Source organism: Kushneria avicenniae (assembly GCF_900112585.1).
Lineage (GTDB): Bacteria > Pseudomonadota > Gammaproteobacteria > Pseudomonadales > Halomonadaceae > Kushneria > Kushneria avicenniae.
Genome location: NZ_FOLY01000004.1, coordinates 226,279 through 252,269 on the forward strand (window position 1 = coordinate 226,279; position 25,991 = coordinate 252,269).

Annotated in this window: 22 protein-coding genes; 8 read left to right on the top strand and 14 right to left on the bottom strand. The window is 56.6% G+C overall.

Going from position 1 to position 25,991, the window contains the following annotated elements; all coding sequences use genetic code 11:
- The first annotated feature begins 230 nt into the window (after positions 1–230).
- Positions 231–2,750, top strand: coding sequence for a DUF4011 domain-containing protein (locus BM079_RS16770; RefSeq protein ID WP_217639675.1), 2,520 nt, complete (start codon positions 231–233; stop codon positions 2,748–2,750).
- Positions 2,684–6,079 carry a DUF3320 domain-containing protein gene (locus BM079_RS16775; RefSeq protein ID WP_217639676.1) on the top strand — a complete coding sequence of 1,132 codons (3,396 nt, stop codon included), beginning with the start codon at positions 2,684–2,686 and terminating at the stop codon, positions 6,077–6,079. Before BM079_RS16770 ends, BM079_RS16775 begins: the two co-directional genes overlap by 67 nt.
- Before the next feature lie 93 nt (positions 6,080–6,172).
- Here BM079_RS16775 and rpiB read toward each other — a convergent pair whose 3' ends face one another.
- From rpiB to BM079_RS10345, 7 genes are all read right to left on the bottom strand, one after another.
- Positions 6,173–6,619 carry a ribose 5-phosphate isomerase B gene (rpiB, locus tag BM079_RS10315; RefSeq protein WP_090133685.1) on the bottom strand — a complete coding sequence of 149 codons (447 nt, stop codon included), beginning with the start codon at positions 6,617–6,619 and terminating at the stop codon, positions 6,173–6,175.
- Positions 6,620–6,640: 21 nt separating this feature from the next.
- The gene (locus tag BM079_RS10320) at positions 6,641–7,915 is read right to left on the bottom strand and encodes a TRAP transporter large permease (RefSeq protein ID WP_090133687.1); all 1,275 of its coding nucleotides are present in this window, start codon (positions 7,913–7,915) and stop codon (positions 6,641–6,643) included.
- 9 nt (positions 7,916–7,924) lie between these two features.
- Positions 7,925–8,392 carry a TRAP transporter small permease gene (locus BM079_RS10325; protein WP_090133689.1) on the bottom strand — a complete coding sequence of 156 codons (468 nt, stop codon included), beginning with the start codon at positions 8,390–8,392 and terminating at the stop codon, positions 7,925–7,927.
- Between the two features lie 111 nt (positions 8,393–8,503).
- Complete coding sequence (locus BM079_RS10330; protein ID WP_090134247.1) at positions 8,504–9,490, bottom strand: TRAP transporter substrate-binding protein; 987 nt, start codon at positions 9,488–9,490, stop codon at positions 8,504–8,506.
- Positions 9,491–9,497: 7 nt separating this feature from the next.
- A complete protein-coding gene (locus BM079_RS10335; protein ID WP_090133691.1) occupies positions 9,498–10,268 on the bottom strand; it encodes a FadR/GntR family transcriptional regulator in 771 nt (256 codons plus the stop codon).
- Positions 10,269–10,662: 394 nt separating this feature from the next.
- A complete protein-coding gene (locus tag BM079_RS10340) occupies positions 10,663–11,586 on the bottom strand; it encodes a LysR substrate-binding domain-containing protein (protein WP_217639677.1) in 924 nt (307 codons plus the stop codon).
- A complete protein-coding gene (locus BM079_RS10345) occupies positions 11,561–12,079 on the bottom strand; it encodes a pyridoxamine 5'-phosphate oxidase family protein (RefSeq protein ID WP_175489669.1) in 519 nt (172 codons plus the stop codon). Before BM079_RS10345 ends, BM079_RS10340 begins: the two co-directional genes overlap by 26 nt.
- Before the next feature lie 122 nt (positions 12,080–12,201).
- On the opposite strand from BM079_RS10345, the gene BM079_RS16955 reads away from it, so the two are divergent.
- Complete coding sequence (locus tag BM079_RS16955) at positions 12,202–12,558, top strand: NUDIX hydrolase (protein WP_139215294.1); 357 nt, start codon at positions 12,202–12,204, stop codon at positions 12,556–12,558.
- Between the two features lie 153 nt (positions 12,559–12,711).
- Here the strand turns inward: BM079_RS16955 and BM079_RS16605 are convergent, their stop codons facing one another.
- The 4 genes from BM079_RS16605 to guaB form a co-directional block, all read right to left on the bottom strand.
- Positions 12,712–13,896: a hypothetical protein gene (locus BM079_RS16605; RefSeq protein WP_139215295.1), complete on the bottom strand. Its 1,185-nt coding sequence runs from the start codon at positions 13,894–13,896 to the stop codon at positions 12,712–12,714.
- A 130-nt stretch (positions 13,897–14,026) separates the two neighbouring features.
- Positions 14,027–15,562 (bottom strand): GmrSD restriction endonuclease domain-containing protein, encoded by a 1,536-nt coding sequence (locus BM079_RS10360; RefSeq protein ID WP_090133699.1) that lies wholly within the window; start codon positions 15,560–15,562, stop codon positions 14,027–14,029.
- Between the two features lie 221 nt (positions 15,563–15,783).
- Entirely contained in the window at positions 15,784–17,358 is a 1,575-nt protein-coding gene (gene guaA, locus BM079_RS10365; RefSeq protein ID WP_090133701.1) for a glutamine-hydrolyzing GMP synthase, read from the bottom strand.
- A gap of 156 nt (positions 17,359–17,514) precedes the next feature.
- The gene (gene guaB / locus BM079_RS10370; protein ID WP_090133705.1) at positions 17,515–18,981 is read right to left on the bottom strand and encodes an IMP dehydrogenase; all 1,467 of its coding nucleotides are present in this window, start codon (positions 18,979–18,981) and stop codon (positions 17,515–17,517) included.
- Positions 18,982–19,214: 233 nt separating this feature from the next.
- Here guaB and xseA point away from each other — a divergent pair, with 233 nt between their 5' ends.
- Positions 19,215–20,546, top strand: a complete 1,332-nt coding sequence (xseA, locus tag BM079_RS10375) for an exodeoxyribonuclease VII large subunit (protein ID WP_090133708.1) — start codon at positions 19,215–19,217, stop codon at positions 20,544–20,546.
- Between the two features lie 57 nt (positions 20,547–20,603).
- Here xseA and BM079_RS10380 read toward each other — a convergent pair whose 3' ends face one another.
- Complete coding sequence (locus BM079_RS10380; RefSeq protein ID WP_090133710.1) at positions 20,604–21,416, bottom strand: NAD(P)H-dependent oxidoreductase; 813 nt, start codon at positions 21,414–21,416, stop codon at positions 20,604–20,606.
- Positions 21,417–21,524: 108 nt separating this feature from the next.
- Between BM079_RS10380 and BM079_RS10385 the strand changes: the two genes are divergently transcribed.
- On the top strand, positions 21,525–22,469 hold the full coding sequence (locus tag BM079_RS10385) for a LysR family transcriptional regulator (RefSeq protein ID WP_090133712.1): 945 nt from the start codon (positions 21,525–21,527) through the stop codon (positions 22,467–22,469).
- 37 nt (positions 22,470–22,506) lie between these two features.
- Here the strand turns inward: BM079_RS10385 and BM079_RS16610 are convergent, their stop codons facing one another.
- Positions 22,507–22,740, bottom strand: a complete 234-nt coding sequence (locus tag BM079_RS16610; protein WP_139215296.1) for a hypothetical protein — start codon at positions 22,738–22,740, stop codon at positions 22,507–22,509.
- Between the two features lie 105 nt (positions 22,741–22,845).
- Here BM079_RS16610 and BM079_RS10390 point away from each other — a divergent pair, with 105 nt between their 5' ends.
- Genes BM079_RS10390 through BM079_RS16615 form a run of 3 tightly spaced genes read left to right on the top strand, consistent with a single transcriptional unit; the run spans position 22,846 to position 24,617 of the window.
- A complete protein-coding gene (locus BM079_RS10390) occupies positions 22,846–23,103 on the top strand; it encodes a helix-turn-helix transcriptional regulator (RefSeq protein ID WP_090133714.1) in 258 nt (85 codons plus the stop codon).
- Positions 23,100–24,347 (top strand): type II toxin-antitoxin system HipA family toxin, encoded by a 1,248-nt coding sequence (locus BM079_RS10395; RefSeq protein ID WP_090133716.1) that lies wholly within the window; start codon positions 23,100–23,102, stop codon positions 24,345–24,347. Before BM079_RS10390 ends, BM079_RS10395 begins: the two co-directional genes overlap by 4 nt.
- A gap of 39 nt (positions 24,348–24,386) precedes the next feature.
- Positions 24,387–24,617, top strand: coding sequence for a hypothetical protein (locus BM079_RS16615; protein ID WP_139215297.1), 231 nt, complete (start codon positions 24,387–24,389; stop codon positions 24,615–24,617).
- Here the strand turns inward: BM079_RS16615 and glrR are convergent, their stop codons facing one another.
- The gene (gene glrR / locus BM079_RS10400; RefSeq protein ID WP_090133718.1) at positions 24,618–25,976 is read right to left on the bottom strand and encodes a two-component system response regulator GlrR; all 1,359 of its coding nucleotides are present in this window, start codon (positions 25,974–25,976) and stop codon (positions 24,618–24,620) included.
- Between the last annotated feature and the right edge of the window lie 15 nt (positions 25,977–25,991).

Below are 25,991 nucleotides of genomic sequence, written 5' to 3' on the forward strand. Positions count from 1 at the left end.
CGAGATAGCGCATAACAATGCCTTGGGTAAACCATGCGTATGTGGATACCAAGGACAGGTCAGTAACAAAAACTGATGCAAGGTAATGCTCTCCTATCCCCCCTGCCCGCTAAACAGGAAAAATTGCTGCGATTGTTTTCAGAGTTTCCTGAAATGTTGTCTACCCAAGCATTGACAGCTGAGCAATTAAAATCATTATTAATTTAAAATTATCTAATCAGGATTCAGGGATGCTCTGCAAAACAATCGATGAGGATACCAACCATTCGCCCTTGCTGACTTTTGTCACGACGGAAAAAGTAAACTTTGCATCATCCCAAAATGGAGTTTCAGTGCTCAAGAAGCTCGTCTTGGAGAATCAATCGGATGTACCACTTGAGAACCTTACTGTCGAGCTGACCTGTCAACCGGGTCTGTTGCGCCCCAAGGTCTGGAAACTGGATCGCTTGGCACCCGGAAAACAGCAAGCCTTGCACGATCTGGAAACCCCACTGGACACAGTGCTTCTTGGTGGGCTTAACGAAGCTGAAACAGGAAGACTTACGCTACAAGTGTGGCAGGACGATGTTGAATTATTGTCCGAGACTCGCCCTATCGAGATGCTGGCACGCGATGAATGGGGCGGCGTTGGCGAGATGGCACATCTTTTGGCAGCCTTCGTCTCTCCCAACGATACGGTCGTGGCCGGAGTACTAAAGGAAGCAGGACGACTTCTTGAGGCAACAGGACAAAGCGGCAGCATGGATGGCTACCAGTCCAGAGACCCATCACGTGCATGGATGCTGGCAGGAGCCATCTGGTCTGCTGCTACCGGGCTGGGACTGACCTATGCCGTTCCCCCTGCCAGCTTCGAACGGCAGGGACAAAAAATTCGTGACCCTGGCCGTATCCGCTCTGAAGGGCTCGCGACCTGTCTGGACAGTGCACTGTTTCTGGCGGCCTGTTTTGAGGCAGCTGGACTCAATCCTGCCGTTCTGTTTTGTGAAGGACATGCCTGGACCGGCGTATGGCTGACCGACAGAGATTTTGGAACCATCGGCGAACCGGACGTCATGACCGTCCGCAAGGCGCTTGATGCCAAAGAATTCGTCAGTCTGGAAACCACCCTGCTCACAAAACGTCCCAGCGTTGGATTCGAAGAAGCCATTGAGCGTGCGCGCGAGCTTACCTCAGAGCGCAATGAACATGATTTCATCATGGCCATCGACATTCGTCGGGGCCGTGCGGCGCGAGTGCGCCCTCTTGCAAGCCACCGTAGTGAACCCGCTACTGAAATAGCAGATATACCGGCAAGTCCCGCAGCACTTCCAAAACCACTGTCTCTGGGAATGCTGCCGGGTGAGCTGATCGAAGAAGAGCCTTCAACGCCTGCAGATCGAATCTTACGGTGGCAGAGAAAGCTGCTGGACCTCTCGTTGCGCAACCGGTTGCTGAATTTCAAGGACAGCAAGCAGACGCTTTCATTTTTCTGTCCGGATGTTTCATCACTTGAAGATCAGCTTGCCGGTGGCAAAAAATTCCGCGTGCTGGCGCTAAAAGATGAAGACCCAGTTGGAACGCGAGATATGCTGGTCAAGGAGGAGCCGAAACTCCTCGAAGAAGTGGCCATGGACGCTTTTTCCAGGGGACAGATTGCAACGATTCTGACTCGCAAGGAGGCCGGCTCACGGCTTCTGGAGCTATACCGACGTGCCAAAAGTGACATGCAGGAAGGGGGCACCAATACGCTTTTCCTTGCCGCCGGCTTTCTGCGTTGGAAGAAATCGGAAGGAGATACTCAAAGCTATCGTGCGCCACTTCTACTTATTCCGGTAAAGATTACCCGGCAATCTGCACAGTCCGAATTTTTCATCGAGCATCATGAAGATGAGGTTCGCTTCAATACAACGCTCCTTGAGTTTTTGAAAAGAGACTTCGAACTTGGGGTGCCTGAGCTGGAAGGCGAGCTGCCCCGCGACGAGAGCGGCTTTGATCTGCCACGAATCTTTGAAGTCATGAGACGCAGAGTACGAGAGGTGGCAGGCTTCGAAGTAGTTGAAGATATTGCTCTGTCGACCTTTTCCTTTTCCAAGTTCCTGATGTGGAAGGATCTGGTCGAGCGTACCGACAGCCTGCGAAAAAGCGCGCTTGTGAAGCATCTGGTCGACAATCCGTCCGAGCCTTTTATTGCCGCAGGAAACCCGGGGCTCCCTGATGCTACGGATGTAGATCGACGCCTTGCACCACGTGATCTTTTCACCCCTCTGCCTGCGGACTCTTCTCAGCTTGCAGCCGTTCTAGCGGCCGAGGAAGGATATGACTTCGTTCTCATCGGCCCGCCGGGGACAGGCAAGAGCCAGACGATCGCGAACATCATCTCGCAATGCCTCGCGGTGCAAAAAACCGTTCTCTTTGTTGCTGAAAAATCCGCGGCGCTGGATGTGGTTCATCGTCGTCTAGCAGCACATGGGCTGGGAGATGCGGTATTGGAATTGCATTCCAACAAGGCTGATCGCAAATCAGTACTATCGCAGCTCGGACGCAGCTGGAAGCGTGCGGCGCAAAATTCCGAAGCAGAGTGGATAAAGGTGACCGACGATCTTTCTGTCACCCGCGACCAATTGAATGCTTATGTCGCTGCGCTGCATGAAAGAGGAACTCAGGGCTTCAGCATCTTTCAGGCCATTGGAGAAACCGCGGGGAGATGCCGCCGTTCAGACTTTCCTTTCCGAACAAGGATGCTCACGATTCAAACAGCTATGCGCGGCTAAGAGGTATAGCCGAGTCGCTGGGCCGATGTCATGAAATCATCGAGGAGCGACAACCATTGCCGCTTATTCAAGCGGATGACTGGTCCTTCGCCTGGCAGGCCGAACTTCTTGAGCAGACTGCTGTAATGGCTTCTGCGACACATGAGCTATCCGATGCCGCCGAGGGACTTGCTCACCAGTCCGGGTTGGGCTGGAGTGGCACCGGTGCTCCTGAACAGATCGATATCCTTCAGCAGCTTGCTGAAATATCCGCTACCGGCGAAGACGTAAGCTGGTGCCTATCGCGCGATATGGCAGAAATACAACATCAGGCACAGGAGTTGCGCGATCTGCTTGACCAATATCACAGCGCCATAGGCCGTGCTTCGGCACGCTATCCAATGGAACGGCTTGAAGATATTCCTCTAGATAAACTGGACGAGAGCTGGCGACTCGCCCAGGCGAAGATTTGGCCGCTTGCCTTCTTCGCGAAATCTTCGGTGCGCAAACTCCTTCAGACCTATGTTGAGAGCGGTCAGGCTGACCCTGACAGAGATATTGCCGCCATGAGAGACGCTAGGCGCTTACAGTCAGAGATCATGGACAACGTCCTGCAGCAGTGTCCTGCTGCTGACGGTGTGAACACTGATATAGACCGACTGATGAACTGGGTGGCGCAAGCAGGCAGCCTGAAAGCGATTCTGGATGCCCTTGCACCAACCGTATCGGATCAGACTCGCTGGGAAACGGCCAGGCTGAGTCTGGCCCAGCGCGCGCAAGGCGATCTGCGGCGCGCAGTGATCCACTTTTCACAGAAGCACTCTAAATGGGATAGCTGCGCGAACGCTTTTGCCCAGGCTTCACAATCAGATCCTGAAAAACTGTCGCTATCCGAACTTTCCGAGGGTCTCGACAGGATTCTGGAATACAAGGACCATCTTTCAGACTGGACACGATGGATCAGTGTTCGGCTTCAGGCCGATGCCGCTGGCCTGGCGCCACTGGTAGAGGCCATCGAAGAGGGTCGCCTTAAAGGTGATGTCGAGGTGGCCTTCGTGTCCGCTTATGCTGCCTGGTGGCTGCCACTGGCGATAGATGCACAGCCACCGTTACGCGGTTTTTCGCACTGGGCGCACGAGGACACGATCAAACGCTTCAAGGAGCTTGATGATCGAGCAACGGAGATGGCTGCAAACCAGGTTCTAAACCGTATTCAGCATGGCCTGCCGGCTCAGGACGCTGTGCCACGACGATCCGAACTCGGCACGCTTCGGCACCAGCTGACTCTTCAACGGCCAAGTATGCCGATTCGAACCTTGATTTCGGAAATGCCGGACAGCTTTACCAGGCTGGCACCCTGCGTACTGATGTCCCCCCTGTCGGTGGCACAGTACCTGCCTGCTGGACAGGCCGCCTTCGACGTCGTGATTTTCGACGAGGCTTCTCAGATCACGACATGGGACGCCATCGGCGCGATCGCCCGCGGGCGTCAGGCCATCATTGTGGGTGATCCCAAGCAGCTACCCCCTACCAATTTCTTTGGCCGCAGTGATGATGGCGATGAGGACATGCCCGAAGCAGAACGCGATCTGGCGTCCATCCTCGACGAAGTGGCTTCGGCCGGTATTCCGACTCAACAGCTCGACTGGCATTATCGCAGCCGGGATGAATCGCTCATTGCCTTCTCCAACTGGCACTATTACGACGGTCGCCTAGTGACCTTCCCGTCTCCCACGACTGCCTCCGAGGCGGTAACGTTACACCAGGTAGATGGTGTTTACGGGCGTGGTCAGGGACGCACGAATGATGCAGAGGCGCGTGCGATCGTGCACAAGACAGTGCGTCGCTTGAGCGAATGGCTGACATGGCCCGAGGAAGATCGCCTGACGCTGGGCATCATCACCTTCAACATTCAGCAGCAGAGCCTCATCCTCGATCTGCTCGACGAAGAGCGGCGGCAAAATCCTGATCTGGAATGGTTCTTCGAAGATGCCCGGGAAGAACCCGTGATCGTCAAGAACCTGGAAAACATCCAGGGCGATGAACGCGATGTGATGCTTTTTTCGATCACCTTTGGACCGGATCATGCAGGCCGACTTTCGATGGCCTTCGGCGCCTTGAACAGTGATGGTGGCGAAAAGCGTCTGAATGTCGCCGTGACCCGCGCTCGGCAGGAGCTACACATTTTTGCCTCCATACGCGCCGACCAGATCGATCTCACTCGTACCAAAGCCACTGGGGTGAAGCATCTCAAGGCGTTTCTCGACTTCGCCGCGCGTGGCCCGATAGCCTTGCCGGCGCAGGACGAAGGCTCACTGGGTTCGGTCGAGAATGTCTTTGAAGGCGCAATCAAGGCGGCAATCGAGGCAAAAGGATGGGAACTTCGCCCACAGATCGGCGTTTCAGGCTTTCGCATCGATCTGGGCGTGGTCCATCCGGATCATGCTGGCGTGTATATGGCTGGTATCGAATGCGATGGCGCAACGTATCATGGCTCTGCTACGGCGCGGGACAGGGACAAGATTCGACAGGCGGTTCTTGAGAATCTTGGTTGGACCATCCTGCGCATCTGGTCCACTGACTGGTTTCGAAACCCGGGTATGGTTGCCGACCGCATCCACAAGATGCTTGTAGAGCATCTGGAAACAGACCGCAGCAGGAGGGCAGCAGAAAAAACCACCCCTGAACTGACCGATCAGGAAGAGAGTACCACTGACTGCACCACACATACCGAACCGGAGAGTGGCGTTACGCCGCATAGCCTCGCAAACGATCAGGCTTCTGAAGTAATGAAGAAGGAAGGCTCACCCACGAGCGAGACGCCTGTATTCGCGAAGTCAGTGTCTTCTGAGCACTTCGCAAAATCAGCAGCCACGGGCCTCGACCAACCTGTACCTGATCCCGTCCAGTTCTATCATCAGGACTACATTCCGACCCTGGAACTTCTTGTGGCCAATATCGTTGAGCACGAGGGCCCCATACCTTTGGGTCTGCTTGGTAAGCGCATCGCGAACATACACGGCTGGCAACGAACCGGTCGGCGCATCTCCGAACAGGTAGCCAACGCGCTGGGACACGTCGAAATACACCGCGAAGACGATATCGATTTTCTCTGGTCAGCAGGAAGCTACTCGAACAGGGTCACGTTCCGATCGAAACTGAATCGCTCAATTCGGGATATCTCTCGAGCTGAAATTGCCGAGCTCTATGATCGTCATGAGGCTTCACTTCTGAGTAGTCAAGACCAGGCTCTGGAGCTTGCTCGTCATGCAGGCATTTCGCGACTTTCAGCGGAAAACCGAGCCTATCTCGAAAGCTGCATTCTCTGGAGGTTTTCAAAGCATGAATAAACACTAAAGTTTTCTTTTGTATTATCAAAAAAAAGCCCGCCCATGGGCGGGCCTTGCCATTCAGGAATGCCCCATCCTTTCCACGTGATGCCCCTACCCGTCGTTTTCCATGGCGTACAGCTTTTCCACGCGCCGACGAAATTCTTCGTCCGTGGAAAACTCGGCATCCAGGTAGGCTTTGATCAGATCGTTGGCCAGCCAGGGGCCGACGATCTGTGCCCCGATGCACATCACGTTGACGTCGTCATGTTCGACACATTGATGGGCCGAGTGGATATCGTGGCACACCGCTGCGCGAATGCCCCTGACCTTGTTGGCGGCAATGGCAGCCCCCACGCCGGTGCCACACACCATCAGCCCTCGGGAGGCATCGCCACTCGTCACTTTGCTCGTCAGTGCTTTCGCAATGTCGGGAAAATCCACCGGGACGTCGTCATACGAGCCCACGTCGATCACCTCATGCCCAAGCGATTCCACAAAGGCCACCACTGACGCCTTGAGCCGATGGCCTGCGTGGTCCGAGCCAATCACTATCTTCATTGGTTTACTCCTGGGGTTTGTTTAGCGAAGCATACCGGGCAGCCAGAGCACCAGATCCGAGGCAAACGTGATGATCGCCAGGGTGGTCAGCAGCGGTATATAGAAAGGAAGCAGTGCCCAAAGCAGCTGACGCAGGGAAATTCTGGCAATGGAGGCAATCAAGTACAGGGAAAGCCCCATGGGCGGTGTCAAAAGGCCGATCATCAGATTGAAGATCGCCACGATGCCCAGATGCACGGGGTCCACCCCCGCCAGCACCATGGGCGGTGCGATCACGGGAACGACCAGCAGCGTGGCCGTCGTGGAATCCAGAAACATGCCGACCACAAAGAAAATCAGATTGGCGATCAACAGCAGCATCAACGGGTCCTTCGAGACCTGAAGTATCCAGCCGGCGAAGGCCTGCGGAATCTGTTCAACGGCCAGAATCCAGCCAAACAGCGAGGCGGCGGCCACAATGATCAGGATAGCGCTAGTGCTGCGCAGGGTAACCATCATGGCGCTCCAGAGGTGCGCCCAGGTCAATTCCCGATACACCAGTCCACTGATCAACAGGACGTAGCCTGCCGTCACCGCTGCGGCTTCTGTCGGCGTAAACAGGCCACTCATCATCCCGGCGATCATGAGGACCGGTGCCAGAAGTGCCGGCAGTGCCGGCATCAGCGACGCAGTGATCTCGCCCAGAGTGGGTCGGCGTGGCGCCCGCGGCATATTATGACGCAGCGCCAGAATGGCCGCCGTGATCATCAGCAGCGCAATACAGATCAGGGCCGGAACGATGCCCGCAATCAACAGCTGCACGATGGAGACGCTGGTCACCGAGCCATAGACGATCAACGGAATGCTGGGCGGAAAGATGGGGCCCACCACCGCCGAAGAAGCCGTGATGGCACCGGCAAATGGCGCTGAAAATCCGCGCTTGCGCATGGCCTCGATCTCGATCTTGCCCAGCCCGCCGACATCGGCCAGCGCCGCCCCGGACATGCCTGAAAAGATCAGGCTGGAGAAGATATTCACCTGAGCCAGCCCGCCCGGTACGCGTCCGACCAGCGTGTCAGCAAACCGGAAGATACGCTCCGTGACGCCGGCCAGATTCATGATGTTGCCCACAAAGATGAAAATCGGCACGGCGACCAGCGGAAAGCTGTCGAGCGCGTAGGTGATGCGCTGAGCCAATAACCCACTGGGAAAGCCTTCGATCAGGACATAGCCAATGGAGGGAATCAGAATGGAATAAACGACCGGAAAACCGAGAACGAACAGGGCCAGAAAGCCAATGATCAAGGCAATACCCATGACTCCCCCTTATTGGTTGGGTCCGACTTCCGAGGCAGGCGGGTGAACACCGTGAACCAGGTGCAGCAGGCACGCGCCACCAAATCCCAGCAGGGTCGACCCCAGAAACAGCCAGAAGGGAATCTTGAGCGTCGGTGTGGTATTGCCAAGATTGGTCTGCACCGTCATGAATGTGGCATAGGCGATAAAACCGCTGGTCAGGATCGCGCAGACCACAATCAACAGTTTCAACGGTTTGCGTAGGGCCGTCGGCAGTGATTCGCGCAGCTCGGTCATGACAATGTTCTCGCCGTTGTCGACCACCAGCGGATAGGCCATGAACACCAGGCAGACCAGCAGAAAGCGGGTCAACTCTTCCGCCCCCACCATCGGGCTGACGAAGACTTCCCGTAAAACGACCTGGAGTAGTGGCACCAGCACGATGCCCGCCAGCAACAGGGCACATATTCCTTCCAGCAGCCGCCTGATCAGAGGCATGTCCGCTTCTCCTTTAGAGACGATTTCACCGCCTGCCGTGCGCCACTAATTTGTTGGCGACGCTTTCATCGTCAGCCGTGAGCCACGGATATGGCGGCTCACGGCGATCGATTACTCGACCTCGGCGATCATCTCGATATAGGGCTTGAAGTTCGGGAAGTCCTTGTCGATCTGCGCCCGCACCTGGTCACGGAAGGCAGCCACATCCAGGCCATCTTCTTCGCCAAAAACGGTCATGCCCTTGTCCTGCAAGGTCTGGATCAGCTCGCTCTCTGATGCCTGCGCCCACTGCAGCGACTGCTCGGCCTTGTCATCAAGCACTGCTTCGATGGCCTGTCGGTCCGATTCCTCCAGCGACTGCCACTTGCGCTCGTTCACAAAGACCGCCAGCACCGAATCCATGTGGCCGGTAAGCGACACATGCGACTGGACTTCGTAGAGCTGATTGGCATTGATCATGGTCAGCGGGTTTTCCTGGCCGACCACCAGCCCGGTCATCAGGGCCGTGGGCAGTTCCGAGACGGCGACCGGTGTCGGGGTGGCCCCAAACCCCTTGACCATGGAGACCCAGAGATCCAGCGGCACGGCGCGGAAGGGCTTTTTGGAGAGATCATCCGGAGACTTGACTGCAAAATTCGAGGAGATATGGCGCTTGCCGCGATAAATTCTGCCGATGATTCTTACGCCGCCCTTGTCGATGAGCTGCTGGTTGATTTTTTGTACCGCCGGCGAATCCGGCGCGGTCGCGTGCAGAGCATGCTCCGCATCACGGTAGATATAAGGCGCATTGAACACCGCGGCTTCCGGCACGATTCGCGCCAGCGAGGCGAAATCGTGATGCCCCATATCAATGGAGCCCATGCGGACGCCATCCACCATTTCTGCCACGCCGCCCAACTGGCTCGCAGGAAACACCTGGACGTTGATGTTGCCATCGGTGGCGTCCTGAATGGCCTGTGCCGCCTCCGAGGCGTAACGGGTCTGTAGATCGCCTTCTGCCCCCACGTGGGCGTAACGCAGGGTTTCAGCCGAGGCCGGGGTACTCAGCCCAAGCGCCAGTACTGCCGTTGCCAATCCCATGCCGATTTTCGTGAACATGCGCGCCTCACTTTTCATTATCGATTGAGCAAGTGCTGGAGCCACTCTTTCGATGAGCGGCAATGATGCTTCGCCGACGCAGTTCATCACCGATGGCGAAGTGTTCGCGGAGCCGTTGATGCGCCATCTCGCCATCGCCTTCAACGATGGCGAGAAAGACCTGGCGGTGGGAGTCGATATGGCTTTCGACGATCTCGGGCGCATTGGCCGTTGTTCTGCGCCGCTCAACGTGGCTTTTTAAAAGCATCGTGGAGATAGCGTGATAGAGCGCGATCAACGTTTTGCTGTGACTCGCCTCCACAATGGCGATATGAAACTCGTAGTCCGAAAGACCGCCACGCTCCGGGTCATCCACGGTCTGCGTCAATTGTGTAAAACATGTCTCGATGCGGGAAATATCGGCATCCGTGGCTCTGTCACAGGCCAGCCGAATGGCCTGACATTCAATGGCGATACGCGCCTGCATCACGTCATCCAGCGCGCTTTTTTCCTGAGTCAGGTACAGGGTGAAAAAGTCCGACAACATTCCGAAATTGGCACGCGCCACGAAGGCGCCCTTGCCGTGGCGAATATCCAGCACGCCCAGCATGTCCAGCGAACGCATCACTTCGCGCAGCAGCGGCCGCCCTACCCCCAGCGACAGTGCCAGCTCCCGCTCACTGGGCAATCGATCACCGGGGGCCAGAGCACCTGACAGAATCTGATCTCGGAAATAACCAAACACCTTTTCAGCACCGCGTGGTATTTCGCTGCCTTCTTCGCCTGCCCGCTCAGTCATTCTATTCTCCACTGGTATTACCAGTTAACATGCTTCTTTAATCAAAAAATTACTTTTAAAAGGGCTATAGATAAAAGCTTTAAACAAAAATCGCCCCCTTTCGACCATGAAATAAAACTAGGGCGATTCGTTTATGGCCACAATTGGACTTTAGTCATCACAACTGGTCTTACCTCTTTGGCATGTTTTTGATGCCAAAGAGCGCCGAGCCCTGGTCTCGACACTCCTTCCCACATAGCGCGGGCTATCGATTTTGGCGCATGTGGCCGATCTGAGCGGGGAGTTTCGGCGTGACGCTACGCCTATCGGGGTCGCAGGGAGAGAAATCGGCAATGGAGAGCAGACGTTCGAAATCGTCACCGATGCGTCCCCGACGTTCAGGGTCCAGGCCCTGCTAATCGGCGCCGGTCTGGCGCTGCAGTGTCGCGCAAAAGTTCCGGAAGGTTGGTGTATCGTAGCCCGCGCGCCAGACCAGCGTCGTCATCACCCGGCCAAGCGGGATCGGCTGCAGCGATTCGACAGGCGCCAGTGTCCGGTAAACGCTCTCCGGTAATACCGTGGCACAGCGACCGGTACAGGCGAGCGCGACCATCACGTGATACGACGGAGATTCCTGGATGTGCCAGTCCGCCGACCCGGGAATCTGCAGCGCCTCTTCTGCCAGCCGCCGGTAGGTACATCCCTGAGGAAATGCGGCAAGCGTGCGCACCGAGACGTCATCCAGCCCCGGAGCCCCCTGGTTGACTGCGGGATGCAACAGCAGCAGCGACTCCTCCCAGACATCGAGAGTTTCCAGCCCCAGACGCTCTTTGTTCTCCGGGAACGTGCCATCCATGGACGACGGCGGAAACGCCAGAAACGCAGCATCAAGCCTGCCCGCACGAACGTCATCGATCAGTTGCAGGGAGGGGCTGGTACGCAGCTCGAGCCTGACGTCGGGGAAGTCGGCATGAAACGACGCCAGAAATGCCGGCAGCCGGCTCGCGGCGGTGGCTTCCATGCTGCCAAGCCGGATCGTACCGGGCGCCCTTCCGCCAGAGACGACGTGCAGTGATTCCTCTCGCAGGCTGAGCAACCGCTCGGCATAGCCGAGAAACACCTCGCCCGTCTCGGAGAGTGCAAAACGCTTGCCCGTTCTCACCAACAGTGCCGCACCGACGCTCTCTTCGAGTTTCTGCAGCCGCGTGGTCACGTTGGAGGGACTCTTGCCCAGCCGCCTGGCCGCACCAGTAACGCTCAGTTCCTTCGCCACGCAGACGAAGACCCGCAGGGATTCAAAATCTTCCATGGCGTCAGGCCAGCGCCTTTCTGAGGGCATCGAGCGAGACGGCCGTGCGCATCTTCAGCGTGGTCGGTTCAAGCTCTTTCTCGGAAAGGCAGTTCAACCAGGCCTGCTGCGGTTCTGCACAGTAAAAGCGCTTGATCCCCTCCCCCAGAAAATCCGTCAGATCGACGCTCTCTCCGGGGTAGAGCCGCTCGAAAGCGCGACGGGCCTCTTGTGGCGCCGTCACCTCTCTTGCCACGCCCTGTAGATAAAGACACATCAGATTGTTGGTGCCACGCGCCCGCGTCGAATCATAGAAGGTGAGAAACACGGCCCCGTTGGCCGCGATATTTTGCGAGTGCTCCGCCGCAGTCCACGAGGACCAGTAGAAGTTGAGATGGGCATCCGGCAACGCCGTCACCGGGGTATTCCACGGCACGTCATCTCGTGAGGTCGCGATATTGGCGTAAAGATTGTGCCTGAGAATTTCGGCCGCACGCTCGGCCAGGGCCGGCTCGCTCGCAAAGGCTGTCGGAACATCCACCATGAATATCTCCTCCCCTCCGGATCCATGCATGATATTTTCAAAGTCAGAATAAAATTAAAATTTATTCCTTAAAATAGAATATTCGCATTACTCCTGAGGCTCAAGCGCCGGAGCGATGACGAGTGACTCGTCAGGCAATACGTCGGCAGATCCTGATGGCGTATTTCGCACGCAGGGAGGGACACCGCTTTCATGGACGACTACCGCACCATCGCCCTGCCACCACTGGATACTGCCCGCGCGGTGCGACAACGCATCGACGCTCGGTCACGGAGAGGCCTTACTTCGTCATTGCCGATGACCGCCTGAACACCGGCAAGAGCGGCGGGTTTGAAAATGAAGGCGAGGATATTGAAGTACTGGAACTGCCGCTGAGTGAGGCACTGGAGATGATTCGCACCGGGGAGATTGTCGATGGCAAGACCATTATGCTGTTGCAGCACGCGGCGCTGCTGGTGGCGACGGTTAGTGAGGCTTAAGATTTTTTTCTTCGATCATCGCTGGCTCATCCGTATGTATGGTGAGCCAGCAAGTGTCATGGCTTGTGAAAAACAGCGATCCATTTGCCGTCTTCCTTCGTCATTACATCATTGACGATGTCGACATTTGCGTTGCGATTTTCTCTTACCAACCTATTTTTTGCATAGAAATGAAATCTGCGTCTCATATAAATTTACCAATCTTTGTAATTCTTGTTTCGACGCCGCCACTTTTCGGTTAGACATAACCCTTTTCTCATAAAAACCTTCTTTTACGCTTTTTATTTCATCCATTTCTTTATTTGAAAAGACCCCCTCAAATATAAAGTTTTTAGTGTCAAGTATCGGCAGTATTTGGCCATTATTTTCTGATATAAATATTTTTTTAAGCTCAAAAATATTTGAAAACTCAATTAGCTTTTTTTCAGTTGTAGCGATATAAGAGATGTTAACTTCATCATATGGCTTTGTGTATAGAAGCATTTCAGGCAAACGCATCAAAAACAAATCCCAAGCTGTTGATTTCAAATTCTTTATTGCTTTCAAAAATTTTGTATTTTTTTGAACTCCTAAAAAACTGCCTGCCAAGCCTGAAAAATAGTATACCGACAACTCTAACTCCCTCGCCATCGATATACCTAGTTCGTCAAGCAAAAAAACAGAAAACTCTTCTACTTTTTCAACAATATTCCTCATGCTTAAACTAGCGTTATAATTGTGAATTAAAACCATTTTCATCAGGCAAACATAGATAAGCATAATATTTTCATAATCATTTTCTTTGTTGTTATTATAATAATTTTCTGCCCATCTTAAAGCGCACCCCCTCAAATCACCTTCATTGTACTGATACTTATAAATCTCAACCACTTCTTCTTTTAGCTCTATTACACCTCTGCTACAGAAAACATCTTCATCCATGCAATGTAACTTCAAAAGTGAAAATAGTTTTTCTCCTGCTTTCTCAATAAAGAAAGCTTTTTCAGTTTTAAAGCAGTTTTCTGCCAAATAAAACACTGGATTATAATCGCATCTAGCTTTAGACAAGTAAGTTAAAAACAAATGAACCGCTTTAAATCTACTAGGCTTTAATTTTTCAGGACAAGCTGTATAGCTATGTAGATAATCGACTAAATGCGAATCTAAAATTATTGTTTGCAATAACTTAACATCCAATCTTCCTTTATCCAAAAAGCTTTTATTAATTAAGAAAGGACGTCGGCCATTATACTGATCGATTATCGCTATGCTTTCTTCTCCACCATTAAAGAAAATAGACTCCTTACAGAAAGGGTTTTCATATGGAGACTCTGAAATTTCTATACGTGAACGATCCAACTGCAACTCCTTTCAATCTGAAAAATTTAAAAAACAACTACCCGATCCAAAAGCGCTTTTTATCACTTGCAAGCATTAATCAAAAACCATAGCAAAAAAAGCAGCTTTAAATATTTTTTGAATAGCTAACTTAATTTTTAACTGATTGATTACAATATGGATGCGTCAACTGAAAATTTTCAAAGTTTCCCAATCCCCCATCACGCACTCTAACAATATGGTCATAAGATACCGATTTTTCTACATCCAAATAGCCTCTACATATTGGACACTTCATAGCGTTAGCTAGTGCAGCACCTATAAAAACTTTACTCTTTACTTCATCAGAAATAGATGACTCTTTTCTTTTAAAATCTCCAGCAATAATTTTCCCATCTAGCTCAGATATTAGAACCAAATCTTCAGCCTCTAATTCTTTGCCTTTATGTATACTTTCGATTATACGCTCAAGAAAAGTATGGTAGCGACTAGCTCTATCTTTACTTCGATGCCTTTGCACAATAGCCGCTATTAGCTCTTTATTTTCAATCAAAACCTTTTCAAGCTTTTCCCTAACCTCAGTTAACTTTACAAAAAATCTAGAATTATTATTTATTATTTTATAGCTTATTAACGATATAGTGCCCAGAAACATTGGTATGGAGTGTCTACCGGAAGGCCCATAAAAGTATATTGCAGGATGTAAACCTAAACTTCCGCCATCATTGCCAGTAATACGGCCTATAAGTTTTTTAGCTTTTCTAAGGATTTCGATGGTTGAATTGCCATCCTCATCTTGGCTAAAGCTAGCTATAGCAGGTATAGCTTCTTGTTGTCTCCTACTGGATATAAGCAAAAAATCTATTAGAATCTGCGCAGCATTTCTTACTCCTTTAGAACCACCCAAAGGAAGGTCTAAAGTCTTAATTGGCCTTTGAAATTCAGGATTAAAAAGTAATTTATGAAGTTTGAAAGCCTCATCTTCTATAATGTCAGCTTGTTGGCTGTCGAATTTCGACCAATAGCGATGCCCTTTACCAGCTCTTATTATAGCTCTAGCTGCTATAGCTATAGGCTTTTTCCGATTCTTTAAAAGCAACTCTTCTATATCGTCTAAAGGAGTACCTTTCATATTTATATTAAAAAAAGATGTTTCGGCTTTATCAACATCTCCTTTAACCCATTGAACAGGAAGTCCTCTAGTAGTTATAGTAGATAATCGTTGCCTTTGTTCGGATGTAATATTGTCATCATCTTCCAAAAGCCCTTTATAATAACTCCATGAGCCCACCCTTCTATTTATTGTCTTCCTTGCTTGTTCAGCAGCTTTTCTTTGTTCATTAGAAACATTGTGTCCAAAAAGTCTATGTGAAATTGAGCCATCACCATAGTCATCTTCCATCCATGCTTTTATAACGCTTAGCCTGTGGCCGCCATCTATGACAAAAAGATAAGAAGAAGATTTCCACAAAATAACTGAAGGAATAAGATCTCCATTTACGTAACATTCTAATAAGGAGGCGACTTGGTCAGGAGTCCAGTGATTGGTCTCTCTTTGAAAGTCAGGCTTCCTAAGCAAAGCAGCAATAGGGCTACCTGACGAAAGCTCTCTAGCAGGGATTGTATTAAAAGTTTCAAACGATGCTGAATCATTTCCTTCGGAAGCAAAATCTGCTCTTTTGATCATTGCATCTAAATTAACGAGGTTAGACTTTGACGCTACCAATTTCCCCTCCTACCTTTAAGCATTTTAAAAAAAACCTTATAATTAATTCAGAAGATTTTATATTAAATATTAATTATGTCTACTTTTATCACTGACATCTTTCCAGTTATTCCACCGTTCAGGTTGACAATAAAAAGCCCGCCAATTGGCGGGCTTTGTCGTTCAATCAGACGTCTACAACATCACTCCCACTCGATCGTCGCGGGCGGCTTGCTGCTGACGTCATAGGTCACGCGCGACACGCCGCTGATCTCGTTGATGATGCGACCGGAGACCTTCTCCAGCAGCTCATAGGGCAGGTGCGCCCAGCGGGCGGTCATGAAGTCGATGGTTTCGACCGCGCGCAGGGCAATGACCCACTCATAGCGGCGGCCATCCCCCACTACCCCGACGGACTTGACCGGCAGGAACACGGCGAAGGCCTGGCTGGTCTTGTGATACCAGTCCGCGTTGTGCAGCTCTTCGATGAAGATGGCGTCGGCTTCTCGCAGGATATCAGCGTATTCCTTTTTGACTTCACCGAGAATGCGCACGCCCAGGCCCGGCCCGGGGAACGGGTGACGGTAGACCATGTCATACGGCAGGCCGAGTTCGAGACCGAGCTTGCGCACTTCGTCCTTGAACAGTTCGCGCAGCGGTTCGACCAGCTTGAGCTTCATGGTTTCCGGCAGGCCGCCAACGTTGTGGTGCGACTTGATCACATGTGCCTTGCCGGTTTTGCTGGCCGCGGATTCGATCACGTCCGGGTAGATGGTGCCCTGGGCGAGGAAATCGACGCCGTCGATTTTGGCGGCTTCACGGTCGAACACGTCAATGAAGGTGTTGCCGATCAGCTTGCGCTTCTGCTCCGGATCATCGATGCCCTTGAGCCGATCGAGGAACTCGTCTTCGGCATCGACGCGGATGACGCGCACGCCCATGTGCTGGGAGAAGGTGTCCATGACCTGGGCGCCTTCGTCCTTGCGCAGCAGACCGTTGTCGACGAATACGCAGGTGAGCTGATCGCCAATGGCCTTGTGCAACAGCGCGGCGACCACGGAGGAATCCACCCCGCCGGAGAGGCCGAGCAGCACATGACGGTCGCCGACCTGGGCGCGGACACGCTCGGCGAGGTCCTCGATGATCTTGGCCGGGGTCCAGAGGCGTTCACACTGGCAGATGTCCAGCACGAAGCGCTCGAGAATGCGCAGGCCCTGGGTGGTATGGGTCACTTCCGGATGGAACTGCACCGCGTAGAGACGCTTTTCGGCCCAGCTCATGGCGGCGATCGGGCAGCTCGGCGTTGAGGCGGTGATCTCGAAGGCTTCCGGCACCCGGGCGACCTTGTCGCCGTGGCTCATCCAGACATCCAGCAGGGCATCGCCGCGTTCGCCGATGTGGTCCTTGATGCCGCCGAGCAGGTCATCTTCTGCCGAGACACTGATCTGGGCGTAGCCGAACTCGCGCTTGTCGGAGCCTTCGGTGGCGCCCCCCAGCTGGGCGGCCATAGTCTGCATGCCGTAGCAGATACCCAATACCGGCAGACCCATGTCGAACACGCACTCGGGCGCACGCGGAGAGTCCAGTTCGGCCACCGATTCCGGCCCGCCGGAGAGGATGATGCCGTTGGGGTTGTACTCGCGGATCTCTTCTTCGGTGATGTCGAAGGCGCGCACTTCCGAGTAGACCCCGATCTCACGCACGCGGCGGGCGATCAGCTGGGTGTACTGGGAGCCAAAATCAAGAATCAGGATCTTGTGGGCGTGGATATCGGTCATGGTATCTCTCTGGTGCAGCGAGGATATAAATAACAAGCGGGAAGCTTTCGCCTCCCGCTCTTCAAACTGGATGACCCCATAATATCGGGGCACATGCCCTGCCCGCGCCGCGGCGCCAGATTGATGCCATTGATCAGGAACAGGCAGGGCATGGCATCAGCTCCGATAGTTCGGTGCTTCCTTGGTGATCTGCACGTCGTGCACATGCGACTCGGCAAAGCCGGCACCGGTGATGCGGACAAACTGCGGCACGGTGCGCATGGTGAGAATATCGTGCGACCCGGTGTAGCCCATTGACGCGCGCAGACCGCCCATCAGCTGGTGAACAATGGCGCTCATCAGGCCCTTGTAGGGCACGCGGCCTTCGATGCCTTCCGGCACGAGCTTCTCGACGCCTTCGTTCTTGTCCTGGAAGTAGCGGTCCGAGGAGCCCTGGGTCTGCGACATGGCGCCCATCGAGCCCATGCCGCGGTAGGCCTTGTAGGTCCGGCCCTGGTAAAGCTCGATCTCGCCCGGGGCTTCCTCGGTGCCAGCCAGCAGGCCGCCAACCATCACGCAGTGGGCGCCGGCGACGATCGCCTTGGCGATATCACCGGAGAAGCGAATGCCGCCATCGGCGATCAACGGAATATCAAACGGCTCAAGCGCTTCGGCGACGTCTGCGACCGCGGTGATCTGCGGCACGCCAACACCGGCGACAATGCGCGTGGTGCAGATCGAGCCCGGGCCGATACCGACCTTGACCGCATCCGCACCGGCCTCGGCCAGCGCCTTCGCGGCGGCGGCGGTGGCGATGTTGCCGCCGATCACCTGCAGCGCAGGGAAGTGCTCCTTCACCCAGCGAACGCGATCGATGACGCCGGCGCTGTGACCGTGCGCGGTATCGACGACGATGACATCCACGCCGGCCTCATGAAGGGCCTGGATGCGCTCGCTGGTGTCTTCGCCGGTGCCGACGGCCGCGCCGACCAGCAGACGACCATCCTCGTCCTTCGCTGCATTCGGGTAGGTGCGGGATTTTTCGATGTCACGCACGGTGACCAGGCCGCGCAGGCGGAAGTCATCGCTGACGATCAGGATCTTCTCGATGCGGTGTTCCTGAAGCTGACGCTTGATCTCTTCCAGCGGCGTGCCTTCCTTCGCCGTAATCAGCTTTTCGCGCGGGGTCATGATCGCCTCGACGCTGTCGCTGTAGTTGGGCTGGAAGCGCATGTCGCGACCGGTCACGATGCCGACCAGCTCCTCGCCCTTGACGACGGGGAAGCCGGAGTAGCCGTACTCTTCGGCCATGGTGCGCAGATCGGTGAGCTTGGCATCCGGCGAGACGGTGACCGGGTCCTTCACGATCACGCTTTCATGCTTTTTGACCTTGCGCACTTCAGCGGCCTGAGCGGCGATCGACATGCTCTTGTGCACGATACCGATGCCACCTTCCTGCGCCATGGCGATGGCCAGGCGAGCTTCGGTGACGGTATCCATGGCGGAGGAGACGAGCGGGATGTTGAGGACAAGCTTGCGGGTCAGGCGGGATTTCAGAGAGACGTTCTTCGGCAGGACATCGGAATAACCGGGAACAAGTAATACGTCGTCAAACGTAAGCGCTTCTTGAGCTATACGCAGCATAACTGGCGTCCACTGAGCGGGTTGTACAGGCGGCGGGAAATAATTAATCGCACATTTTAACGCCTGCCGCCCGCCCATACAACGGACATCCCGCCGCAGGCGCCCTATCGCCGTCATAACGTCCGGCTTTTTCAAGGCTCGAACCGTTGCCCGGGCGACAGGATCGGCAGACACCGGCGCGAGCGCATGCCAGACTGTTGCCATCCAATGGAACCACCCTGCCCGGAGCTGCCATGGCCCCTTCTTCATCGGGCGACGCCCTGAGCGTTTCCGATCTCAATCGGCGAGCCCGCACCTCGCTTGAGAATACCCTGGGCGAGGTCTGGGTCGAGGGCGAGCTGTCACGCGTGTCTCGTCCATCGTCCGGACACATTTATTTTACCCTCAAGGATGACCGCGCCCAGGTCAGCTGTGCGCTGTTTCGCAATCGCGCCCGATTTGTGGCCGCGCCCATGCACGAAGGCGACAGCGTGCGCGTGCGCGCCAAGGTCTCGATCTTCGAGCCACGCGGGGACTATCAGCTGATCGTGGAGGCCGTGCAGGAAGCCGGTCGCGGCGCTCTGCTGGCCGCGCTGGAGCGGTTGAAGGTAACGCTCGAGGGTGAAGGCGTGTTTGCCAACGCTCGCGAACTGCCCTGCCCGCCCCAGCAGCTTGGCATTATTACCTCCGCCAGCGGGGCGGCCCTTCAGGATGTGCTGGCCGTGCTGCAGGCGCGCTGGCCCATGATCAAGGTGAGTATCCTGCCCGTACCGGTACAGGGCGATCAGGCCGCCGAAGCCATGATCCGCGCACTGGCCGCGGCAGCGCGTGACGGCCGCTTTGATGCCCTGTTGATCACCCGCGGTGGCGGCAGTCTGGAGGACCTGTGGTGTTTCAATGATGAGCGTCTGGCGCGCGCCATTCAGGCCAGTCCGATTCCGGTCATGAGTGCCGTGGGGCACGAGATCGACACGACCCTGGCCGATCTGGCGGCCGACGTGCGCGCCCCCACGCCCTCGGCGGCCGCCGAGCGGCTGGTGCCGGATCGCCGCGATATCCTGGAACGCCTGACCACCCTGACGCAGCGGCTGACCAGCGCCCAGCAGCGTCAGCTTGAACAGCTCGAACAGTGTCTGGATCACGCCGCCTCACGCCTGCGCCATCCCGGTGAGCGCTTGAAAGTGCAGCGTCAACGCCTCGGCGATCTGGAAGCGCGCCTGACCCGCGTCATGCGCTATCGACTGGAGCACGCCCGCCAGCGCCTGACCAGCGACCAGGCCCGACTGCAGCAGGCCTCCCCCCAGCGGACGCTGCGCGATCGCCGTGCACGGCTGGACACCCTTGAACAGCGCCTGAGGGCCGCCCCCGAGCGTCAGCTCAGCGCCCAGCGCCAAAGGCTGGAAGGATTGATGCGTGAGCTCAACGCGGTAAGCCCGCTGGCCGTACTGAGCCGCGGCTACGCGATTCTGGAATCCCCGTCGGGCGTGGTGCGCCGCTCAAGCGACACCACACCCGGGGAAGTGCTCACGGCCCGCCTGGGCGAGGGCCGCTTGAAGGTGGAAGTGAAGCGACGGTTGAAACGCTGAAGGCGGGCGTCTTCGTCGACGCCTGCCTCGTCCCCGACCCGCACTTATTCTGACGTTTCAGACACGCGCCGGGCGCTGCTCCGGATCACTCGGCTGCACCAGATGGATTCGCGTGCCCCCTTCGCCCTCTCCGAGCCCCGGCTTGAGCCGCTGCTCGCCGTCGTAGTGGCCGCCGTTCTGGCGCCGGTAGGCGATCGGCGCGTCGCTGAACAGTCCCGCCAGGCGCTGCTCAAGGTCCGCCGCCACCTGCTGCCAGCCGGCCTCGTCCAGGCGGTCGCTCGAATAGACCGGAAACGGCGGCATGACCGTCAGCCCGGGATAGAACAGCGTGCCGTGATGAATCGGCCACAGAATCTCCTCCAGGCTGCCGTTGACCCCGCGCTCGCTATAGTACGGTGCGCGCCCGCCGATCGGCACCATCAGCATGGCGCGGCGCCCGGCCAGCATGCCTTCGCCGTAGCGGTCGCCCCAGCGCTCGCCGCCATGCTCCCCCACGCCATAGGCGAAGCCAAAGGCAAACACTCGATCGACCCAGCCCTTGAGGATCGCCGGCATGCCGAACCACCACAGCGGAAAGCTGAACAGCACCGCATCGGCCCACAGGAGCTTCTGCTGCTCGGCGGCAATATCCATCGTCTGCGTGTCGGTGGCGTAGGCGTGACGAGACTCGGCGATATAGCGCAGCCGCTCGGCATCACACGTATCGGTGAAATCCTGGCGGTCAGCGAGTGTCTTCCAGCGCATGGCGTAGAGGTCGGAGACCTGCACTTCGTGCCCCCGGGCCTCGAGGGTGGTCACTGCCAGATCCTTCAGCGCACTGGTCAGCGACTGCGGTTCGGGGTGAGCGTGGACGATCAGGATATGAGACATGGTCGGCTCCTTGTGGGTGGTGCCCCGCCAATGGCGGGATCGGCCACGATCCTGACGCTAGTTCTGGTATCTTTGAAATCGGATATTTTATGCTCAGGTATAAAATGAATGGATATCGAGCGGCTGGACTTCAATCTGCTGGTGACCCTGGACACCCTGCTGGCGGAGCGTAACGTCAGCCGCACCGCCCAACGCCTGCACCTGAGCCAGCCGGCGATCTCCACTCGTCTGACCCGGCTGCGTGAGCTGCTGGGTGACCCGCTGCTGCTGCCCGCCCCGCGCGGCATGATCCCGACCCAGCGCGCGCTGGAGCTGCAGGCCCCGCTGCACGCCGCGCTCGAGAACGTGCGCCAGGTGGTGGCCGACACCCGCCCCTTCGACCCGACCACCGCCCGCGGCACGGTGACCCTCGCCGCCAGCGACTATGTGCAGTACGCGGTGCTGCTGCCGCTGGCTTTGGCCCTGACCCGCGAGGCGCCCGGGCTGACGATCGCCTGGCGCACGCTGGACCACGCCACGCTGGCGGCGCAGATGGCCCGTGGTGAAATTGACCTGGCGCTGACGATGCCGGAGATGGCGCCGGAGGCCCTGCGCATGCGAAAGCTCTACCATGAGCACTACGTGGCCATCGCCCGCGCCGGGCATCCCGGGGTGTGCGACCCGCTCGATCTCGACATTTTCTGCACGCTGGAGCACGTCATCGTCTCGCCCCAGGGCGGCGGCTTTCACGGACCGGTGGACGAGGCTCTGGCAGCGATCGGCCGGCGCCGCCGTGTGGCGCTCTCGGCGCCAGGGTTTCTGGTCGTGCCGGAGATCGTGGCGCGCAGTGAGCTGCTCGCCCTGGTGCCCTCGCGAGTCGTCGCCGGGCGAGACGAACAGCTACAGCAGCTGGTGCCACCGCTGATCGTGCCCGGCTTCGACATGGCCCTGCTGTGGCATGAGCGCACCACCACCCACCCGATGCAGCGCTGGCTACGTCAGCGCCTCACAGTGCTGGTTCAGGCAGACTCGGGACAGCCCGCCACGTCGGCTGGGCCAGATGTAGAGACGTAGAAAGTGAGGCGAAAAGAGACGCTGGCACCGAATGTGCTCAGCTTGAAGGCCGCGCGCGCGATCTCAACGCGGTCAGCCGGCTGGCGGTGCCGGACCAGGCAATTCTGGCATCCTCGTCGGGCGTGGTGCGCCGCTCACAGGACACCACGCCCGGCGGCGAGGGTCTGACGGCCGTCCGGGCGACGGCCGTCTGAAGGTGGAAGTGAAGCGGCGGTTGAAGCGCTGCTCCCTCATCTGCCGAGACTCTGGTTACCGATCGGTAATCGGTCACGATATCGACCGGGACACCAGTCCAATAATTACCGATCGGTAATTATCGAGTGGGAAAAGTTTCTTGCTGCTATATTATTACCGAACGGTAATCCGAGGAGGTCTCATGACCAGCAAAGACGTCTCATCGCACCACTGGCCTCGCAGCATTCGCTCCACTGCGGACATAGGCGACGTCATCAGGCAAATGAGGCAACAGCAGAGCCTGCTACAGATGGACCTTGCCGGGCTGGCGGGCACGGGCAATCGCTTCATTGTTGACCTTGAGCGCGGCAAACCGACGCTTCAAATGCAAAAGGTACTCGATGTGCTGGATCTGATGGGCTTGGAGGTCACGATCAGCCCCAGGAGCAAGCCGCAATGAGCTCACGCTGCCTTGATCTTTATGCCCTTGATCAGCAGGTAGGCACGCTGTTCGATGAACATCCCCTGCGCTTTTGCTATTCACGCTCCTGGATCGACAGTCATGGGCGTGAACTGGCGCCCGGTCTTCCCACAGACTGCCAGACTCATCAGGGCGAAAGTGTCGAAAGCTTCTTCGAAAATCTACTCCCTGAGGGGCATCTACGCCAACTGCTGGAGACACAGCGGCAGACAACGACCCTGTTCGGATTGCTTGACGCGGTCGGTGGCGATACGGCCAGCGGTTTCTCGCTGCAACCCGCCGGCCAACCTCCCGAGCCACACCACTATCAAAAAACGACATGGCGAGAGATCGCGGACAACCTTGCAGGCAACAGGGCCGATACTGTCGCCACGGAGATAAAGGATGCACGCCTTTCGCTGGCCGGCGCGCAGTCAAAGTCACTGCTGATGGTCCGGGACGGCACCCCCTGTCTGCCGTTGGGATCGTCACCGTCGAGCCATATCCTGAAACCGGATATCCGCGCCTTTGAAGGCGTATGGGCCTCGGCATTCAACGAGACATTTTGTCAGCGCCTGGCGGCGAAGCTGGACCTGGGTGCGGCGGAGGCGACCTATCAGCCCGACACGCGCGCCAGCCTGATTCTTCGCTACGACCGCGAATGGGATAGCGCTCGCGGTGAACTGCGTCGACTACATCAACTGGATTTTTGCCAGTTGTCCGGCGTCCGCTCGGGCGTCAAGTATGAAAGTGACGGCGGCCCCGATCTCGTGGCCTGTCGCAATCTGATCAGAAAAGCGAACGCTCCTCTTGTCGATCACCAGCGTTTTATCCGCTGGATTTTCTTCAACCTGCTGATCGGCAATCACGATAGCCACGCCAAGAATCTGTCGATTTTATTCACCCGTGACGGCCCTCGACTGGCACCGTTTTATGACCTGATGAGCACCAATCTGTATCCCGGCCTCGCGCGTCGGTTTGCTTTCAAAATCGGCGGGGAAGATCAGCCCGGACACATCGGCAGCGAGCAGCTTGATGCTTGTGCCCGGGCGCTTGACCTGCAACCACGCTATTTCCGTCAACAAGGACTGAATCTTGCCGCCGCCCTGCCCGAAGCATCGAAGGCACTGGGCGAGGAAATGCAAGCGGCCCTGAACCCGGGCCCCGAACAGACATTGCTGGAACGATTGACAAGGCATATTTCGCGTCAGGCCCGCCAAATGCAGGCACGATGGTCAAGGTGACCTCGCGCCATCTGCCTATAAAATCTCGTTACCACACACTTGCATTTCGCCTTCGCCGCGGCTGGCACGCCGGCGCTGAATGTGCTCCAGCTCAAAGGCTTCGTCCACGCGCTCAACGCGCTGGCGGTGTTGGGGCACGGCTACGCGCTCCTGGAATCCCCGTCGAGCATGGTGCGCCGCTCAAGCGACACCACGCCCGGCGAGGTTCTGACGACCCGTCCGGGCGACGGCCGTGTGAAGGTAGAAGTGAAGCGGTGGCTGACGCGTTGATCAGGTCTGATCGGCAGCGTAGACCGGCTTGAAGCTGTTGGGATCAAGCTCGTGGCGGGAAAGCAGCTTGTAGAAGTCGGTGCGGTTGCGCCCGGCAATGCGCGCGGCCTGAGTGACGTTGCCCTCGGTGATCTTGAGCACCTTGACCAGATAGCCATGTTCAAAGCCCGCTCGCGCGGCGTTGAATGACGGCAGCGCGTTGTCCTCGGAGGCCAGTGCCTGAGCCACCAGCGCATGGGCGATGATCGGCGCGCTGGAGAGCGCCACGCACTGCTCGACCACGTTGACAAGCTGGCGTACGTTGCCCGGCCAGGCGTGCGAGGCCAGCAGGTTGATGGCCTCCTTCGAGAACCCCTTGACCGAAGGCTTGTGACGATCGGCGGCCAGCTCCAGGTAGTAACGAGCCAGCAGCGGGATATCCTCGGGGCGCTCGTGCAGCGCCGGCAGGCGCAGGTTGACCACGTTGAGCCGGTAGAAGAGATCCTCGCGGAAGGTGCCTTCATTCATCGCGACATTGAGATCGCGATGGGTGGCCGAGATTACACGGACATCAACATCGACGCTCTGCGTACTGCCCAGCGGGCGGACCTGGCGCTCCTGCAAAACGCGCAGCAGCTTGACCTGCAGCGACAGCGGCATATCGCCGATCTCGTCGAGAAAGAGCGTACCGCCATGGGCGGCCTGAAAGAGCCCTTCATGCGCACTGACCGCGCCGGTAAAGGCACCGCGGGCATGGCCGAACAGCTCGCTTTCCAGAAGCTGCTCGGGCAGCGCGCCGCAGTTGATGGCGATAAAGGGATGTTCGGCACGGGCACTGGCACGGTGCAGGGCGCGAGCCAGCAGCTCCTTGCCGGAGCCGGAAGGCCCGGAGAGCAAGACGCTGACATCGCTGCCGGCGACCTTGCCCGCCTGCTCGAGCACCTGCTCCATCACCGTACTGCGGGTAATGATATCGCGACGCCAGGCCGGATCGGCCTCGTCGCTGGCAGGTGAGGCCTGCATGAGCGCTTCATCCACCAGCGCAAACAGTTCACCACGATCGATCGGCTTGGTCAGAAAGCCGTATACCCCCTGACGGGTGGCATTGACGGCTTCGGGAATGGAGCCGTGAGCGGTCAGGATGATGACCGGCAGGCCCGGATGACGGGACTGGATTTCGCCGAACAGCGCCATGCCGTCCATGCCATCCATGCGCAGATCCGACAGCACCAGATCGGGACGCTGCTGTTCGACCATCGAAAGCGCCTGATCGCCACTTTCAACGGTACTGACCCGGTAGCCACGGCTTTCAAGACGCATGCCCAGAAGCTTTAAAAGGCTCGGGTCATCGTCCACCAATAGCAGATGGGCAGTTTTCACGTATGTCTCCTTGCA

What these genes read in the sequence shown, in the direction of transcription:
- guaB (WP_090133705.1), bottom strand. Translation starts at nt 18,981, where the DNA reads ATGCTGCGTATAGCTCAAGAAGCGCTTACGTTTGACGACGTATTACTT.
- BM079_RS10390 (WP_090133714.1), top strand. Translation starts at nt 22,846, where the DNA reads ATGACCAGCAAAGACGTCTCATCGCACCACTGGCCTCGCAGCATTCGC.
- BM079_RS10335 (WP_090133691.1), bottom strand. Translation starts at nt 10,268, where the DNA reads ATGACTGAGCGGGCAGGCGAAGAAGGCAGCGAAATACCACGCGGTGCT.
- BM079_RS10395 (WP_090133716.1), top strand. Translation starts at nt 23,100, where the DNA reads ATGAGCTCACGCTGCCTTGATCTTTATGCCCTTGATCAGCAGGTAGGC.
- BM079_RS10345 (WP_175489669.1), bottom strand. Translation starts at nt 12,079, where the DNA reads ATGGTGGATGTTCCGACAGCCTTTGCGAGCGAGCCGGCCCTGGCCGAG.
- BM079_RS10385 (WP_090133712.1), top strand. Translation starts at nt 21,525, where the DNA reads ATGGATATCGAGCGGCTGGACTTCAATCTGCTGGTGACCCTGGACACC.
- BM079_RS10380 (WP_090133710.1), bottom strand. Translation starts at nt 21,416, where the DNA reads ATGTCTCATATCCTGATCGTCCACGCTCACCCCGAACCGCAGTCGCTG.
- BM079_RS10330 (WP_090134247.1), bottom strand. Translation starts at nt 9,490, where the DNA reads ATGTTCACGAAAATCGGCATGGGATTGGCAACGGCAGTACTGGCGCTT.
- BM079_RS10320 (WP_090133687.1), bottom strand. Translation starts at nt 7,915, where the DNA reads ATGGGTATTGCCTTGATCATTGGCTTTCTGGCCCTGTTCGTTCTCGGT.
- BM079_RS10325 (WP_090133689.1), bottom strand. Translation starts at nt 8,392, where the DNA reads ATGCCTCTGATCAGGCGGCTGCTGGAAGGAATATGTGCCCTGTTGCTG.
- BM079_RS10340 (WP_217639677.1), bottom strand. Translation starts at nt 11,586, where the DNA reads ATGCCCTCAGAAAGGCGCTGGCCTGACGCCATGGAAGATTTTGAATCC.
- BM079_RS10360 (WP_090133699.1), bottom strand. Translation starts at nt 15,562, where the DNA reads ATGATCAAAAGAGCAGATTTTGCTTCCGAAGGAAATGATTCAGCATCG.
- rpiB (WP_090133685.1), bottom strand. Translation starts at nt 6,619, where the DNA reads ATGAAGATAGTGATTGGCTCGGACCACGCAGGCCATCGGCTCAAGGCG.
- guaA (WP_090133701.1), bottom strand. Translation starts at nt 17,358, where the DNA reads ATGACCGATATCCACGCCCACAAGATCCTGATTCTTGATTTTGGCTCC.
- BM079_RS16775 (WP_217639676.1), top strand. Translation starts at nt 2,684, where the DNA reads ATGCCGCCGTTCAGACTTTCCTTTCCGAACAAGGATGCTCACGATTCA.
- BM079_RS16770 (WP_217639675.1), top strand. Translation starts at nt 231, where the DNA reads ATGCTCTGCAAAACAATCGATGAGGATACCAACCATTCGCCCTTGCTG.
- xseA (WP_090133708.1), top strand. Translation starts at nt 19,215, where the DNA reads ATGGCCCCTTCTTCATCGGGCGACGCCCTGAGCGTTTCCGATCTCAAT.